The organism is Spongiimicrobium salis (assembly GCF_043678055.1).
Lineage (GTDB): Bacteria > Bacteroidota > Bacteroidia > Flavobacteriales > Flavobacteriaceae > Spongiimicrobium > Spongiimicrobium salis.
The window spans coordinates 216,956-231,915 of the sequence record NZ_JBHEQA010000003.1 but is presented as its reverse complement, the minus strand read 5'-3'; the positions used below and the strand labels follow the sequence as shown (position 1 = coordinate 231,915).

13 protein-coding genes are annotated in these 14,960 nt (G+C 39.7%); 7 read left to right on the top strand and 6 right to left on the bottom strand.

Annotated features, from left to right (window positions below; all coding sequences use genetic code 11):
- Positions 1 to 909 carry an aldose epimerase family protein gene (locus ACEXOE_RS15820; RefSeq protein ID WP_394749808.1) on the bottom strand — a complete coding sequence of 303 codons (909 nt, stop codon included), beginning with the start codon at positions 907 to 909 and terminating at the stop codon, positions 1 to 3.
- Positions 910 to 1,019: 110 nt separating this feature from the next.
- Here ACEXOE_RS15820 and ACEXOE_RS15815 point away from each other — a divergent pair, with 110 nt between their 5' ends.
- The 3 genes from ACEXOE_RS15815 to ACEXOE_RS15805 are packed head-to-tail and all read left to right on the top strand — an operon-like array spanning position 1,020 to position 3,598.
- A complete protein-coding gene (locus tag ACEXOE_RS15815; protein ID WP_394749807.1) occupies positions 1,020 to 1,562 on the top strand; it encodes an RNA polymerase sigma factor in 543 nt (180 codons plus the stop codon).
- Positions 1,546 to 2,115, top strand: a complete 570-nt coding sequence (locus tag ACEXOE_RS15810; protein ID WP_394749806.1) for a hypothetical protein — start codon at positions 1,546 to 1,548, stop codon at positions 2,113 to 2,115. Before ACEXOE_RS15815 ends, ACEXOE_RS15810 begins: the two co-directional genes overlap by 17 nt.
- Positions 2,096 to 3,598 carry a hypothetical protein gene (locus tag ACEXOE_RS15805; protein WP_394749805.1) on the top strand — a complete coding sequence of 501 codons (1,503 nt, stop codon included), beginning with the start codon at positions 2,096 to 2,098 and terminating at the stop codon, positions 3,596 to 3,598. Before ACEXOE_RS15810 ends, ACEXOE_RS15805 begins: the two co-directional genes overlap by 20 nt.
- A 114-nt stretch (positions 3,599 to 3,712) precedes the next feature.
- Here the strand turns inward: ACEXOE_RS15805 and msrA are convergent, their stop codons facing one another.
- From msrA to ACEXOE_RS15790, 3 genes are all read right to left on the bottom strand, one after another.
- Complete coding sequence (gene msrA / locus ACEXOE_RS15800) at positions 3,713 to 4,393, bottom strand: peptide-methionine (S)-S-oxide reductase MsrA (protein ID WP_394749804.1); 681 nt, start codon at positions 4,391 to 4,393, stop codon at positions 3,713 to 3,715.
- A 90-nt stretch (positions 4,394 to 4,483) separates the two neighbouring features.
- Entirely contained in the window at positions 4,484 to 6,172 is a 1,689-nt protein-coding gene (locus ACEXOE_RS15795; protein ID WP_394749803.1) for a Kelch repeat-containing protein, read from the bottom strand.
- A gap of 200 nt (positions 6,173 to 6,372) precedes the next feature.
- Positions 6,373 to 7,539, bottom strand: coding sequence for a malectin domain-containing carbohydrate-binding protein (locus ACEXOE_RS15790; RefSeq protein WP_394749802.1), 1,167 nt, complete (start codon positions 7,537 to 7,539; stop codon positions 6,373 to 6,375).
- 158 nt (positions 7,540 to 7,697) lie between these two features.
- Between ACEXOE_RS15790 and ACEXOE_RS15785 the strand changes: the two genes are divergently transcribed.
- Positions 7,698 to 8,375 carry a peptidoglycan DD-metalloendopeptidase family protein gene (locus ACEXOE_RS15785; RefSeq protein WP_394749801.1) on the top strand — a complete coding sequence of 226 codons (678 nt, stop codon included), beginning with the start codon at positions 7,698 to 7,700 and terminating at the stop codon, positions 8,373 to 8,375.
- 8 nt (positions 8,376 to 8,383) lie between these two features.
- On the opposite strand, the gene ACEXOE_RS15780 is transcribed toward ACEXOE_RS15785, so the two are convergent.
- On the bottom strand, positions 8,384 to 9,073 hold the full coding sequence (locus ACEXOE_RS15780; RefSeq protein WP_394750089.1) for an arylesterase: 690 nt from the start codon (positions 9,071 to 9,073) through the stop codon (positions 8,384 to 8,386).
- A 62-nt stretch (positions 9,074 to 9,135) separates the two neighbouring features.
- On the opposite strand from ACEXOE_RS15780, the gene ACEXOE_RS15775 reads away from it, so the two are divergent.
- From ACEXOE_RS15775 to ACEXOE_RS15765, 3 genes are all read left to right on the top strand, one after another.
- Positions 9,136 to 9,819: an ABC transporter ATP-binding protein gene (locus tag ACEXOE_RS15775; protein ID WP_394749800.1), complete on the top strand. Its 684-nt coding sequence runs from the start codon at positions 9,136 to 9,138 to the stop codon at positions 9,817 to 9,819.
- 53 nt (positions 9,820 to 9,872) lie between these two features.
- Positions 9,873 to 12,371: an ABC transporter permease gene (locus tag ACEXOE_RS15770; protein WP_394750088.1), complete on the top strand. Its 2,499-nt coding sequence runs from the start codon at positions 9,873 to 9,875 to the stop codon at positions 12,369 to 12,371.
- A 278-nt stretch (positions 12,372 to 12,649) separates the two neighbouring features.
- A complete protein-coding gene (locus tag ACEXOE_RS15765) occupies positions 12,650 to 12,922 on the top strand; it encodes a hypothetical protein (RefSeq protein WP_394749799.1) in 273 nt (90 codons plus the stop codon).
- 139 nt (positions 12,923 to 13,061) lie between these two features.
- Here ACEXOE_RS15765 and ACEXOE_RS15760 read toward each other — a convergent pair whose 3' ends face one another.
- Entirely contained in the window at positions 13,062 to 14,645 is a 1,584-nt protein-coding gene (locus ACEXOE_RS15760) for an amidohydrolase family protein (protein ID WP_394749798.1), read from the bottom strand.
- Between the last annotated feature and the right edge of the window lie 315 nt (positions 14,646 to 14,960).

The following is a 14,960-nucleotide window of genomic DNA, read 5'->3' as shown; positions in this document are numbered from 1 at the left end:
CTAATGTATAAAACCAAATTTAAATATACTAGTATTGTTATAGGTTTCCCCTGGGTGAAGCACCGATGACGGAAAGGAGGCATTATTGGGGGCATCCGGAAAATTCTGTGTTTCAAAACAAATCCCAGGAAGTTTGTTCGGGGTATATACGATCACAGCGGGTTGGTTGGTCTTAATTTGCATGGATAATCCTGATTTTTGGGAAGCAACGGAAATCGTTTCCTTTTGCACCTTATCCAAAACAAAGGGCGTGTCCAAGCGGGTATTCCCAATTTTCCTTTCTTGACGAAAGTCATATTGGGAGTCATTCACGGGAATCTGTTTTCCTGTGGGGAGAAGACGATCATCTGTTTCGAGAATATGGGAGGATTCCAACTTCATCTGATAATGCGCTATAGCGGGGTGCGGGTCCAGAGAGAAATAGGAGTGATTGGTTAAGTTGACAACGGTGGTCTCATCGGTATATGCTTCTTGTATGATATGAAGCTCATTCCGAACAAGTTTGTAGGTAATTTTAACTTTTAGATTCCCCGGATAACCTTCTTCCAAATGCGCACTTAGATAGGATAGGCTAATATAGGGGGTAGGGCCCTGTTCTACTTGGTCAATAGTCCAGAATTTTTTACTGAATCCGCTTTTTCCACCATGAAGATGTACGTCATTTTCCGTGGATAAGGGGTATTTTTTTCCATTAAGGGTAAAACCTCCATCTGATATTCTTCCGGCATAGCGACCTACACAAGCCCCTAAAAAAAAAGGATCGATTAAATAATTTTCTGGATCTTCATACCCTAAAACCCCCTCTATATAGGTTCCTTGAGGTGTCTTGATCTGCATTTTTTGAATTATGGCCCCATAATCCAAAACAGTAAGCGAGATATGATCGTTTTTAATGGTAACTTGATTCAAATACCCGTATTTTATTAATTTTTATAAAATTAATTGTTTTCTGCAACATCACAATTTTTGAATCGTCTTTAAGAAGAATAACAATTGTAACCAACAACGAAACGAGTAGCATGTTTCAAATTGATTTAGTAGCGCAGTGCAAAAAAAATGATCGCAAAGCACAACTGAAACTGTACAAGAAGTACTGTGATGCGATGTTCTGCGTAGCTATGCGTTTTTTGAAGAATACAGATGATGCAGAAGACGTCCTGCAAGACGCATTTGTAAAGGCCTTTCAAAAGATAGATCAATTTAAAGGTGATGTGAGTTTTGGAGCTTGGTTAAAACGTATCGTTGTGAATACGAGTATCGATTTCTTAAAATCAAAACGACATCAGCACGTGGAACTCAATGAAGTTTATATGCATGTCGTAGAGGATGAAGATTGGACGGTTACCGATGATACAACCATAGCGGAGGTGAAATCTGCAATGGAAAAATTACCAGAGAAGTATAGGTACGTTGTTCAATTATTTTTGGTGGAGGGCTATGATCATAAAGAAATTTCAGCAATCTTGGACTTGACACCAACGGCCTGTAGAACACGTTTGCTTCGTGGTAAAGGGCATTTAAAGGAACTACTTAAAAATAAAGTATATGGGACAGGATCTTAGGGAAATGTTCGGTAAGGAAAAAGAAACGAATTTCTCCATGAAGGAAGGACATGAGGCTCGGTTTATGGATCGGTTGGATGCCGATTTGCCAGTGCAAAAGCGGTCGTATCGTGGCCTCTTGAAAGTTGCAGCGGTTTTTGTGCTCTTTATCAGTCTTGGAGGTATCTTATTAATGACATCTACGGAAGGGAAACCCGAAGAGGAGGTCGTAAATAATACAACAGCGGAAGAGGATGAAACGATTTCCTTGGGTGATCTGTCGCCCGACCTTAAGAAAGTTGAGAATTATTATGTGGCCAATATCAGCCTTGAATTATCACAATTGGAGGTGTCCGAAGAAAACAAACTTCTGGTAGATAGTTTTATGGAACGCTTAAAAGAGCTCAATATAGACTATGAAGTATTGAATGAAGAATTGAATGAAATAGGCCCCAATGATCAGACCATTACCGCTTTGATTAAAAACTTGCAATTACGGTTACAGTTGTTACAACAGTTAAAAGCGAAGTTGAACGAATTAAAATCATCAAGAAATGAAACAGTTGACATATAAATCTTTAGGAATAACCCTATTATTGCTATCCTTTTTTGTAAATGGCCTACAGGCTCAAAAGCAAACGAAAAATTTTAAGGAAAGCTTTGAGGTGGACGCCAATGCCGTTTTGGATATTAACACAACCTATACCGATATTGAATTTGAAACTTGGGATAAAAACCAAATACAAGTAGAGGTTACGATCGAGGTAGAAGGAATGTCAGAGGACGAAGCTGCTTCCTATTTTGAAAAAAATAAATTTGAAATTTGGGGAAATAGCAGCACAGTAAGCATTCGCAGTGGAAAGAAAAACCCTTGGTTTGTTCGGGATTTCCATCATCAAGGAAATTACAAATTCGATATTGTGATTCCCGAATTGCCCGATTTAGACGAAAGCGTGTTCGATGTATATGAATTCCCTGATATAAAACTGGATTTTGATTGGGGTGCGCTTTCCGATTTCAGTTTTGATTATAAGGAATTTGAAAAACATGGGGATAAATATCTTGAGGAGTGGAAGAAAGAACACGGAGCTACACTCAAGGAAATTCAACGTGCGGTGCGCAAAGAATTGAAAGAGAATAAGGCCAAGGTTAAAAAAGAGAGAAATAGGAAGGCCATACGGTATGAAAAACTAAGGGCCGAACGAAAAAAAGCATTGCTTGAACGTAAGAAAGAGCGGCGAAAAGCATATGTGGAGCGCAGGGAAGAATTGGTAAAACGCAGGGAAAGACAATTAAAAAAACGACAAAAATACCTGAAAGGTGCTCTTGATACCCTGTATTTCAATGTAGATAGCTTGTCCACTAATGTCCACGAACTATTGTTAAACGTAGATACCTTATTGCTGAATACACCTAGCACAATCTATTACCCTTCTAAGAAGAGAAAGCATAAAATTAAGAAGACGGTCAGGGTAAAAATGCCAAAATCCACCACTTTAAAAATGAATGTTCGCCACGGAGAAGTAAAGTTGGCAGAAAACACCAAAAATATGAAAGCAAATTTAGCCTATGCCAGTTTATTTGCTTACGCCATTGATGGGGATCATACAGAAATTGAAGCCTCATATTCGCCTATCAGTGTGGAAAAGTGGAATTATGGGCAATTAAAAGCTGCCTATTCTGAGGAAGTGAAGTTAAAAGAGGTACAAAATTTAATTTTGGATGCTACTTCCTCCCATGTCACTATTGATCGATTGTTACAGAGTGCATTGATTCAAAATGATTTTGGACCCTTACAGATTAACTATGTCTCCAAAAACTTTAAAGATGTTGACATCAACATTGAAAATGGAGAATTACATTGCAACTTGCCCACCGCGCCGTTCACTATTTATGTGAACGGCACGGCCTCTAAATTATCCAGTCCGGCAAGTTTGGTATTGAGCAAAACAAAAGGAAGTGATCAAACACTGCACAAAGGATATTATAAAACCCGGAATACGGATAAATCTATCGTAATAAATTCCAAATATAGCGATGTAGTGCTAAAAGAATAAAGCTCCTTAAGACATCCTTACTTGCATTTTGTGAATTTCTTTGAGGCAAAAAAAAGCTATAAAAACAGTAATTTTTATAGCTTGGGTCATATGACTTTAACTCCTATACTTCTTCTAGTGGGCCTCTTTCTTTAAATACTCCGGAAAATTCTCCTGAAACCGCTTCAATCGAGGAATAGAAACCGCTCTGATATATGAATTGTTAGGATGTTTCTTTTCGTAATCCTGATGGTATTCTTCGGCGTCGTAAAAAGTGGTAAACGGCACTACTTCGGTAACGATTGGCCTGTCGTAAACATTTTTTTCTACCAAAGCTGCCATATAGCCTTCAATGATTTTCTTTTCTTTATCATTCTTGTAAAAAGCAACCGAACGGTATTGCGGACCTCTATCTGGTCCTTGACGATTTAAGGTGGTTGGATCATGGGAACCAAAAAACACCTGTACCAATTCAGTAAAATTAACCACTTTAGGGTCATAGTATACTTTTACAGCTTCGGCATGGCTGGTATATCCACCTCCCACTTGTTCATAAGTTGGGTTTTTTTCGGTGCCTCCTGAATATCCAGAAACTACTTCTTTTACCCCTTTTACGCTTTCGTAAATTGCTTCTACACACCAAAAACATCCACTGGCAAAATAGGCCGTTTCGTATTGTTGCAAATCCTGTGCGGAGATTTTTACTTCCTGTTTTTTGGCATGTTGGGCAATTTCCGTAGTTTGTTTCGCTTTGGATTGACAGCTTGCTGAAAATAGTGCAGCGACCGTCAATAATGTAATTTTGATCAACTTCATTGTCTGTATTTTAACAATTAGTAGGCAAAGGCCGTAAACCTTACGAATAAGAGGTTAAAAAATGTTAAAGGCCACTGCACCACGAAGTGCTTACTGAATTGGAATCCACATGGTGCTATTTTGTGGTTCATTAATACCATCAATACCCCCATTACTTATGATCAATTGATTTCCAAAAACTTTAGCCACAGGGGCCAAAAGCTTGTTGGGGAGCGGACAATTCTCAGACCAGGTATTGGTTGCTGGGTCATAGGTGGTGATATTTTCAAAAAAGAAATTCCCACGCCTACCTCCAACAATGATGATTTTGTTATTGTGAACAATAGTTCCGGGCTCAAAATGCGAACGTCTAGAAGGCAAATTGGCCAATTGGGTCCATTGGTCCGTAGCTGGATCGTAGACATGTAAAAGATCCCTATCATTCACACTAAGGTCATGCCCTGTTTGCCCTCCAATGGCGTATACCTTGCCATTAACACTAGCGCCACTATGATGGTTTCTGGCTACAGGCATATCAGCAGCTACTTGCCAACCTGCCGCCTGATCGGATAAGTCAAGGACAACATGCTCAGCTACATCTGTATTTCTATCGGGCAACAAACCACCAAAGAAATGGAGTTTCCCCATATTGTATACAGCAGCTCCTGAACCTCTTGGATTGGGTAATGGAGGCCCTTCACGCCAGGAATTCGTAACGGTATTATAGATTTGTACGCGATCTGTAGCAACTCCTGGATGATCTCCGGCAAATCCACCAACAATCCAGATTTCATCTTGAACTACCGTGGTTCCCATGTGTGTCACCGCCAAAGGCATAGGAGCACCACTTAACCAACGATCCGTACTGGGATCATATATTTCGGTGGCGTCCGTGATGATGAGGTCGGCCAAAAAGCCGGCAAAAACATAAATGCGGCCATTTACTTCTGCACTTTGGGCCTCTAATTTTTCAAGTGCGGAGTCTGCTAACGGAGTAAACTCACAAACATCTTCCAATAATTCTCCATTTCCGATAATCTCGAAGGCAGATAATTTTGGACGGTTTACACTACTGGTAAAAACAATGTCCATACGTTCATCCTGCACTTCAACAGTAAAGGTTTGAATAGTGGCCGTTGTTGTGCCTACTTCATTATTGATATCAAAATTCATAAGAAACGATTCCCCTTCAATAAAAACGTCAAAGATTCTATTTCCGGGTCCGTCTGGGCCACTATTAGGAGCTCCAAACCAAATTTCGGCAAAATGCAAATCCAATTGATAAGTGCCGTTGCTAATGGGAATAGTATATCTAAAAGAACCCAAATCACTATCAGCACTGCGCTCACTTAAATAAATTTCATCCATTTGGGTTCCTGCGATATCGGTGACATTGCTGTTGCTAAACGTACCCCCTCCGCTAAAGAAATCATCGGCCAAATACGTTAGGTCCCCAAAATTTACTTCTCCACCACCACAATTGATACGTAAGAGTGAAGAAGGATCGGGTGGAGGCATATCATCGTCCGGAGGTGTATCATCATTCGGTGGCGTGTCATCGTCCGGTGGAGTATCGTCATCTGGTGGCGTGTCATCGTCCGGCGGAGTATCGTCATCTGGTGGCGTGTCATCATCGGATGGAGTTTCATCATCCGAAGGTGTATCTCCGTCGGTAGGTACTTCCAGAGGTACTCCATCACCAAATGTCATAATATCCGTATCAGCCGAACAAGCAACGAGTATAGTAAAAAATACAATACTTAAAATCCAGTAAAATTTCTTAAACTCGAAATGTATCATGCCTAATGGATTGGGATTTATTAACTATAATTTAATAGTTATTAACAAAAGTAGCTAAAAAGAAGAAGATTTTGTTAATTTATAGGTTAATCAGGAAATTAAATTCGTTTAAAAGCAAAGCTGCTCTTGAATTTTTTAATTTCCTGATTTTTTTATTGTATTGATACACAACTTGTTATTGTGTACGAATGACAAGTTTTTTATGGGTTTCCAATAACTTCGATTGCGGATATTTTAGGGCGGTCAATATCGGTAATAAAGTCTAGATTCAATAAACCATCCCGTATCTCCACAACAAATGTTTTTACTATCGCGGTCGTGCTTCCTGCTTCTGCACTGATGTCGAAATCCATTAAAAGAACTTCTCGCTCTATGGCTACACTAAAGACTCTATTGCCAGGACCACCTGGGGTACCGCCATCGGGAGCACCCCACCAAATTTCTGCAAAATGTAAATTGATGGTATAATTTCCATTGTTTAGTGGAATTTCATAACCAAAACCTGTAGTTCTGTTTGAGTTGCGTTCGGTGAGATAAATTTGATCATTATCCGTCCCGGAAATTTCTGTTACACTTGGATTGTTAAAAGGTTCACCATCTCCTATAAAATAGGTGTCTGCCAAAAATGTAACTCCATTGAAAGAAACTTCATTTCCACCGCTGTTTATGCGAACTGGGTCAGAAGGACCTGATGCGGTCTCGTCCAATATGGATCCGGTACCAATAATCTCAAAACCTGAAATTTTAGGCCGGTTTATGGAAGGGATCAATTCAAAATTTAAGCGACCATCTTGCACATTTACGGTAAATGTCTGTGTAATGGCCGTTGTAGTTCCAACTTCGTTATTGATGTCAAACCCCATTAGTCGAGTCTCTCCTTCAATATCGATGTTAAATACCCTGTTTCCGGCGCCATCTGCGCCACCATCGGGAGCTCCAAACCAAATTTCAGCAAAAAATAAATTTAAAGTATACGTTCCATCGGTAATTGGTATTTCATAACCAAAACTTTCCAAATCCATCTCCGCATTCCTTTCCGTAAGGAAAATTTCATCTTCTTCGGTACCGTCGATAGCGGTAACACTTGGATTTGTAAAAGGTTCTGAATTTCCTCTGAAATATTGATCGGCTTGGAACACACGGTCGCCGACAGTAACTTCACCGCCACCACTATTAATGCGCAATAAGCTCGTAGTATCTGAAGGTGGGGGTGTTTCTTCTTCTGGCGGCATTTCTTCCTCAGTGGGCGTATCTGAGATTACAACTTCTTCCAACGAGGAAGAATTATCACATGAAATAAACCATAAGATGGTCATCAAAAAAACAAAAAGTTTGGGACTTTTTTGTGTAAATAAGGGGCTTTTCATAATCGTGTTTTTTTTAGTAAAATTCTCGTAATATCCTTAAAACAAGGAATCTAAATTACATTTTATTACTAAAGATTATGATTTCGAAGCCTTATATTCGATGAACGGTAATGTTGTTGATTGCAACTTTTAAGGAGTGATAGCTTATATTTGATCCTATGAATTGCTTACGTGATGTTCTTGGTGAAATTAAGGGAAAATTCGTTTTAAGTGCTGATATACAGTTAGATAAATATACTCCAATTGATCTTTCCAATCAAAATTTAGCCTTGTCGGATTTTGACATCACCGACCCTATATCTTGTCAGAAATACGTAGATACCGTTTGTCGGAAAAATAAGGCGTTGGTCGCATATGGCGGATATATGGAAAAGCGTAATCTTTATCAAGGAAACACCAATTTCTCTGGGATGGATGCCGAACCTAGGACAATACATTTAGGGGTCGATTTTTGGGCAAAAGCAGGAACTACAATAGTGGCTCCTATGGCAGGAAAAGTGCATAGTTTTAAGAACAATTCCCAAAAAGGGGATTATGGTCCTACCATTATTTTAGCGCATGAACATGCAAACTGTAAGTTTCATACCCTATACGGTCATCTTTCGCTGGATTCTTTGGATCAATTGTACATAGGGAAAGAAATAGCACAGGGGGCTGCCATTGCTCGTCTTGGGACTCCTGAAGTAAACGTGAATTATGCTCCCCATCTTCATTTTCAATTGATAGTGGATATGGAGGGAATGCATGGAGACTACCCTGGAGTGTGTGCTGAAAAGGATGTTGAATTCTATAAAGAGAATTGTCCAGACCCCAATATCTTGTTTAAATTGCCCTAAATTAGGAATTATTCCATGACAATAGGTCCTAAGGTCTTCCACATATTGGTAGCTACTATTTTATGCCCCTCAATGGTGGGATGTATCCCATCGCTCTGATTTAATTGGGGAATGCCTCCTACATCTTTCAATAAGAAAGGAATCAAATGGATGTTGTTTGCCTCCGCAAGCTGAGGAAAAATAGTGCTGAATTCTAAGGTGTATTCCTGGCCCATATTTGGAGGAATTTGCATACCTGCCAATACAATCTGGACTTCAGGATTTTCTTCTTTAACTGCATCGATGATGAGTTGTAAGTTCAAACGGGTTTCCGATAAAGGAATACCCCTAAGTCCGTCATTGGCACCAAGTTCTAGGACAAAAACATCTATTTTTTGGTTTAAGACCCACTCCAGTCTGTTTTTGCCACTGGCCGTGGTTTCGCCACTTAAACCCGAATTGATTACGGTATATTTCAGTTGAAGCGAATCTAACTGTTGCTGTATAAGGGCAGGAAAGGCTTCTTCCGGATCAAGACCATACCCAGCCGTAAGGCTATCACCGAAAAAAAGAATGGTCTTTGTTTTTGTAGGGGTAGAAGCTTCTTTTTGTACACCCTCAACGCTAGTAGTAACATTTTCGTTTTTCTCGGTAGCATCCTTACAGGATAAGGCAAGTAGAAACATAAAAAAATAACGAAACTTTAAGAAGGACTGTATCATGTTAAGTGGTATATATTCAAATCATTTCCTTATTTTGCCTTTCGTTGAAAATAAGTTAGATGTCAAAGATATTAAACGTTGACCACCTAGGAAAAAGCTATACGAGCGGGTCGAAAAAATTAACAGTATTGGAAGATATTTCTTTTGCTGTAGATGCAGGAGCCACGTTTTCGATTGTTGGTCCTTCGGGAAGCGGGAAAACGACCTTATTGGGCCTATGTGCCGGTTTGGATAAACCTGAAACAGGGAGTATTTCACTTTGTGGGACTTCCTTACAGGATTTAAACGAAGATCAGCGGGCCCAATTGAGAAATAAGGAAGTAGGGTTTATTTTTCAAAACTTTCAATTGCTCCCCACCTTGACTGCATTGGAAAATGTGAGTATTCCCTTGGAATTACAGGGCGTTAAAAATGCCTCTCGTTCCAGTATGGAGTTGTTGGATAAAGTGGGCTTGGCAGATCGGTTTCATCATTATCCCTCCCAACTTTCTGGTGGGGAACAGCAACGAGTAGCGTTGGCCAGGGCATTTTCCAATAAGCCTTCTATACTATTTGCAGATGAACCTACCGGGAATTTGGATGAAGAAACAGGGGAGAAAGTCATCCAGTTGTTATTTGAATTGAATAAAGAGGCCGGAACTACATTGGTCATTGTTACGCACGATTTGGATCTTGCGGGACGGACACAGCATATCTTACGATTAAAAGGAGGACGAATAGTAGTTAATGAAAGTACGATATAATTGTGACGGCATATAGTACAACTTCAAAGGCGGGTTTTCAATGGTTGCTTAAAATGGCTTGGCGCGATGGGAAGGCCAGTGGTCGTAGACTTCTTCTTTTTATGGCATCGATCATCCTTGGAATAGGAGCCGTAGTATCTATACAATCCTTTAGTGAAAACTTAAAGGAAAATATTGCAACGCAATCCAAAGCCCTTATGGGGGCCGATTTCATTATTGACAGTCGACAGCTTCCCAATGAACGGGTACAAGGGATTATAGACTCTTTGGGAGGAGCAGATGCCATGGAAGTCAATTTTGCTTCTATGGCTGCATTTCCAAAAAATGACGGAGCTAAATTGGTGCGCATACGAGGCATGGAAGGAGGATATCCTTTTTATGGAGAATTGGACACGGAGCCGATCAGCGCGGCCAAAACCTATCAGGAAGAGGGAGGGGCTTTGGTAGATGCCACTGTAATGTTGCAATACAATTTAAAAGTTGGTGATAGTATCAAAATCGGGAATGCCATTTTACCCATAAGCGGAGCACTAAAATCTGTACCTGGAAGTTCTGCCATATCTACATCCGTGGCCCCACCTGTTTTAATGCCTTTTGACCGTATAGAGGAAACAGGACTCTTACAAGTAGGGAGTCGCTTGGAATATCAATATTTTTTTGTGGCCGAACCTACTACAGACCTAGAAGTGTTGGATGCCGTTTTAGATCCGATTTTGGATGCCGAAGATGCTGATTTGGATACACATACGGTTACAAGTCAGCAAATGGGGGAACGTTATGGCAATGTGGGCAAGTTTTTAAATTTAATCGCGTTTATCGCCTTACTTCTTGGTTGTGTAGGGATAGCCAGTTCGGTGCACATTTACATTAGAGAGAAATTAGCTACTGTGGCCATATTGAAATGTATGGGAGCAAGTAGAAAACAGACCTTTTTTATTTTTCTTCTGCAGATTATAGGTATGGGGTTGTTGGGAGGAATTATAGGTACCTTGATCGGACTTTTATTGCAACAATCTTTTCCTTTGATTCTACAAGACTTTCTTCCTTTTGAAGTGAGTTTGTCCTTTGCATGGCAACCCGTAATTATGGGATTGCTTCTCGGCGTGCTCATGTCCGTTCTTTTTGCGTTATTGCCATTGATGGGGACTTGGTATACTTCTCCTTTGCAAGTACTTCGAGTGCAGGAGAATTCAAAAAATACCACAAGAAAGGCAAAGGTACTTATGCTATTGGGCATCCTATTTTTTATCTTTTTGTTTTCCTATTGGTTGTTGGAGAATTGGGTAAGTGCCTTAGGGTTTGTAGGTACCATTTTGTTCACTTTTTCTATTTTGGCAGGAATAGCTATTGCCTTTATGCGCCTTTTAAAGAAATATTTTCCGACTTCTTGGGGGTTTACCAGCAGACAAAGCATGCTAAATCTCTTTAGGCCAAACAATCAAACCATGGTATTGTTACTGGCCATTGGTCTGGGAACTTTTTTGATCAGTACTTTATATTTTACCAAAGATATGTTGTTGGCCAAGGCAGAGCTGGAAGATAGTGCGCAAAGTCCTAATATGATTTTACTGGACATTCAATCCGAGCAAAAGGAAGCCCTTGTAAATAGCATAACACCTAAGGGATTGCCTATCATTAACAATATTCCTATCATCACCATGCGCGTGCATAGCATTAAGGAACGACCTATTAATGAAATACGTAGCGATTCTACAGCGAATGTCAATGAATGGATTCTGAATCATGAGTTTCGAGTCACTTATAGGGACTCCTTGATCGCTTCTGAAAAATTAGTGGAAGGTGAATGGACCTCAAAAAGAGTGGGGGATGGACCAATAGCAATATCCATATCGGACAATATAGCAAGAGATGCCCAAGTAAAGATTGGAGATCCAATAACCTTTAATGTACAAGGGGTATTAATGGAAACGGTAGTGGGCAGTATCCGCGCAGTAGATTGGGGACGAATGCAATTGAATTTTTCCATATTATTTCCTACGGGAGTTTTAGAGAAGGCGCCCCAATTTCATGTGTTGACTACCAATGTGCCTACAGCAGAGGCCTCGGCTTCCTTACAACGTGAATTGGTGAAGAAGTTTCCCAATGTTTCTATTTTGGACCTACGTCAAATACTTAGCTTGGTGCAAAGTGTCTTGACCAAAATTTCATGGGTCATTAATTTTATGGCCTTTTTCAGTATTCTAACAGGGATTATTGTGTTGATAGGGTCGGTACGTACAAGTAAATATCAACGTATACGGGAAAGTGTGCTGCTTAGAACTTTAGGGGCCAAAGGAAAGCAAATACTCAAAATAACTGCCCTGGAATATTTCTACCTTGGTATTTTGGGTAGTGGCATGGGAGTGGTATTGTCCTTGATCAGTAGTCAATTATTGGCAAGTTTCGTATTCGAAGCTTCCTTTGTTCCTTCCTGGGTTCCCTTTCTTGTATTGATACCAGGTATTACAGCTCTGGTATTGGCAATTGGTTTAACCAATAGTAGTGGCGTACTTAAAAGCCCTCCCTTAGCCGTATTGCGAAGGGAAGGCTAGTGTATCCAATAACATATAAGGTTTTGGGGTTGGAACCATTTTAGATGCTTCAAAAACTACAATCCCAACATATTTTTTTCTTTTCAGTGGGGATTTAAATCTCGATTAAAATCATATTGTTTCGATAAAGTGTTTTTCACACCAAAAACGTTTATCGGACTTTTTTTACACTACATCTAACTTTTTGTCATTTACCGAAAGATAATAGGGTTTGAGCGATTTTTAAAGGGGGTCAAGGCCATCTTGGAGTTAAATTTACGTAACCCAAATCGCATATTATGAAAGCAATTATCACTTTACTTTTCGTTATCTTCTTAGGAATTTTTTCAACTCAGGCTCAAGATACCAACCGTAAAACTGAGACTAAAGTAAACACAATTACTACTACTGTGGTAACTACAACCACAACCTTGGAAAATACGTTGAATACTTTTACCCCTGCTACAAAGAAAAATGACAATAGCGTAGCTCGTTTATATATGTTCAAAAACTCAAGAGTAAAGAAAGCCTTGTCTTTCAAAACAAAAAGAAGCAAATCTAAATTGGCATAATTATGATAATCATTGGTAGTTTAATCATCCTATTCACAGCATATACTATTTTAACCATAAAACCAAGAAAAGAAAAAGAGCAAATGCGCCCTATTCCCGTTCGCGTAAAGCGTAGATAACCCATAGCATGTTTGGGATATTATTGTTTGATTCCTGGTTGTAAGATCTTATAATTTGATTTTTGCTTTTCAAGATCTACCATACGTTTAACATCAGCTAAAAGTTGTTTTGCGTCATATACAATACCATCTTTAATAGTATACTTTACTCCTCCTACACGGACTACTTCATTATCTTCCGTTAGTTTAACAGCTCCGGTTCCGTAGAGCACTTTTAAATTTTTAAGCGGATTTTCGGCCACGATGACAAAATCGGCCAATTTGCCTACACTTACGCTTCCTATTTTATCTTCCATGCCCAAGGCTTCTGCACCATTCAGTGTAGCAGATCTAATGACTTCTAGGGGGTGAAAGCCAGCTTCGCGCAACAATTCCAGTTCCCGGATATACGCAAAACCATACAATTGAAATATAAACCCGGAATCTGAACCTGTGGTAACCCGGCCTCCTCTATTTTTATATTCATTGATAAAAGTCATCCACAGCTTGAAATTTTCCTTCCAGGCAACTTCCTGTTCTGTACCCCAATCGTGCCAATACGATCCATGGGATATTTTACTGGGTTGATAAAAATCCCATAGGGAGGGCAAGGTATAGGTCTCATGCCATTCCGCCCTTCGCGCTCGCTGTAAATCCCTGCTGGCTTCATAAATATTAAAGGTGGGATCTAAGGTGAAGTCCAGATCAATTAATTCATTCATGACACTATTCCAATGGTCGGAAAAAGGTTTAGCGGCTTGTTTCCATAACTTTCCGGCCTCTTCAAAACGATTCTGTTCATTTTGATAATTATAATCCAAGGGGTAGTCTTGCACGGTACGATCCTCAAATAAGGCTTCGGGTAGCCCATACCAATGCTCCATAGAGGTTAAACCCGCTCTTGCCGAATGCAGCACGTTCCATTGTGCAACATCCAATTGGGCATGATGGCAAGCAGAACGCAAACCTAGTTTTTTATTTTCATCCAATGCTGCCGCCATGATGTCGGGAGCCGCTCCAAAAAACTTCACTCCATCTGCCCCTTTTTTGGCGTTGGCCCGAATCCATTGTCTTGCCATTTCAGGTGTGGAAATCGGAGCGTCGTTTAAAGGGTTAAATGTATTGCTCACTTGTCCAAAGCCAGTATAGGCGAAAATTCTGGGAGCAACGATTTCGTTTTTTTCGCTTTTCTTTTTAAGTGCCAATGCAAAGTCCACCCCACGTCCACTAGGTTCCCTTACGGTAGTCACTCCATGAGCCATCCACAATTTAAAAACATAATCGGGTTCAGCTCCTTGGGCTATACCACCAATATGTCCGTGCATATCTATAAAACCAGGCATGAGATACATACCTTCACATTGTAGTTCTTTGCCCCCCTTTTTGAGTTTGGGCCTTTTGCTCTCATTAATAGTTACTCCAGGATAACCTACTACTTGGATTTGGGCAATTTTATTGTTTTCAACAACGATGTCTACAGGACCCCGTGGAGGAGCTCCGTTTCCATTGATCAGCATTACGCCACGAATAATAAGTTGTGGAAAAGGACCTTCACTGACCGTTTGCCCCAGACCGTTAGAAATTGATAAAAAGAAAAGGAGAGATACAATATATAGATTTTTCATAATATGCGGATAAGTGCTCAAAAAAATATGGAATTGATAAAAAATATCGATTTAAAGTGTTGGATAATGCGAAATAACGAATTTTGCTTAAAAATACAATTTTAATTCAAAGAATGAAGTATCGATGAAAAGCGTTTTTTATCGATGAAATGCAAATTGTTTTAAATGTAACAAATATTCCGAAAAAGTTATTCGTGTACTTTCAAATCATAACAAACTAACAACCAGTAGTCTAATCGTTACTTCCAGATTGTAAGCAAGAAATCATAAAAATAGCCCCTGTTAAAATTTTGGTAAGAACTTGTTAAATACTGT

Coding starts and splice junctions, on each gene's coding strand:
- ACEXOE_RS15785 (WP_394749801.1), top strand. CDS start 7,698: ATGAATTGCTTACGTGATGTTCTTGGTGAAATTAAGGGAAAATTCGTT.
- ACEXOE_RS15810 (WP_394749806.1), top strand. CDS start 1,546: ATGGGACAGGATCTTAGGGAAATGTTCGGTAAGGAAAAAGAAACGAAT.
- ACEXOE_RS15805 (WP_394749805.1), top strand. CDS start 2,096: ATGAAACAGTTGACATATAAATCTTTAGGAATAACCCTATTATTGCTA.
- ACEXOE_RS15795 (WP_394749803.1), bottom strand. CDS start 6,172: ATGATACATTTCGAGTTTAAGAAATTTTACTGGATTTTAAGTATTGTA.
- ACEXOE_RS15765 (WP_394749799.1), top strand. CDS start 12,650: ATGAAAGCAATTATCACTTTACTTTTCGTTATCTTCTTAGGAATTTTT.
- ACEXOE_RS15775 (WP_394749800.1), top strand. CDS start 9,136: ATGTCAAAGATATTAAACGTTGACCACCTAGGAAAAAGCTATACGAGC.
- msrA (WP_394749804.1), bottom strand. CDS start 4,393: ATGAAGTTGATCAAAATTACATTATTGACGGTCGCTGCACTATTTTCA.
- ACEXOE_RS15815 (WP_394749807.1), top strand. CDS start 1,020: ATGTTTCAAATTGATTTAGTAGCGCAGTGCAAAAAAAATGATCGCAAA.
- ACEXOE_RS15760 (WP_394749798.1), bottom strand. CDS start 14,645: ATGAAAAATCTATATATTGTATCTCTCCTTTTCTTTTTATCAATTTCT.
- ACEXOE_RS15770 (WP_394750088.1), top strand. CDS start 9,873: ATGGCTTGGCGCGATGGGAAGGCCAGTGGTCGTAGACTTCTTCTTTTT.
- ACEXOE_RS15790 (WP_394749802.1), bottom strand. CDS start 7,539: ATGAAAAGCCCCTTATTTACACAAAAAAGTCCCAAACTTTTTGTTTTT.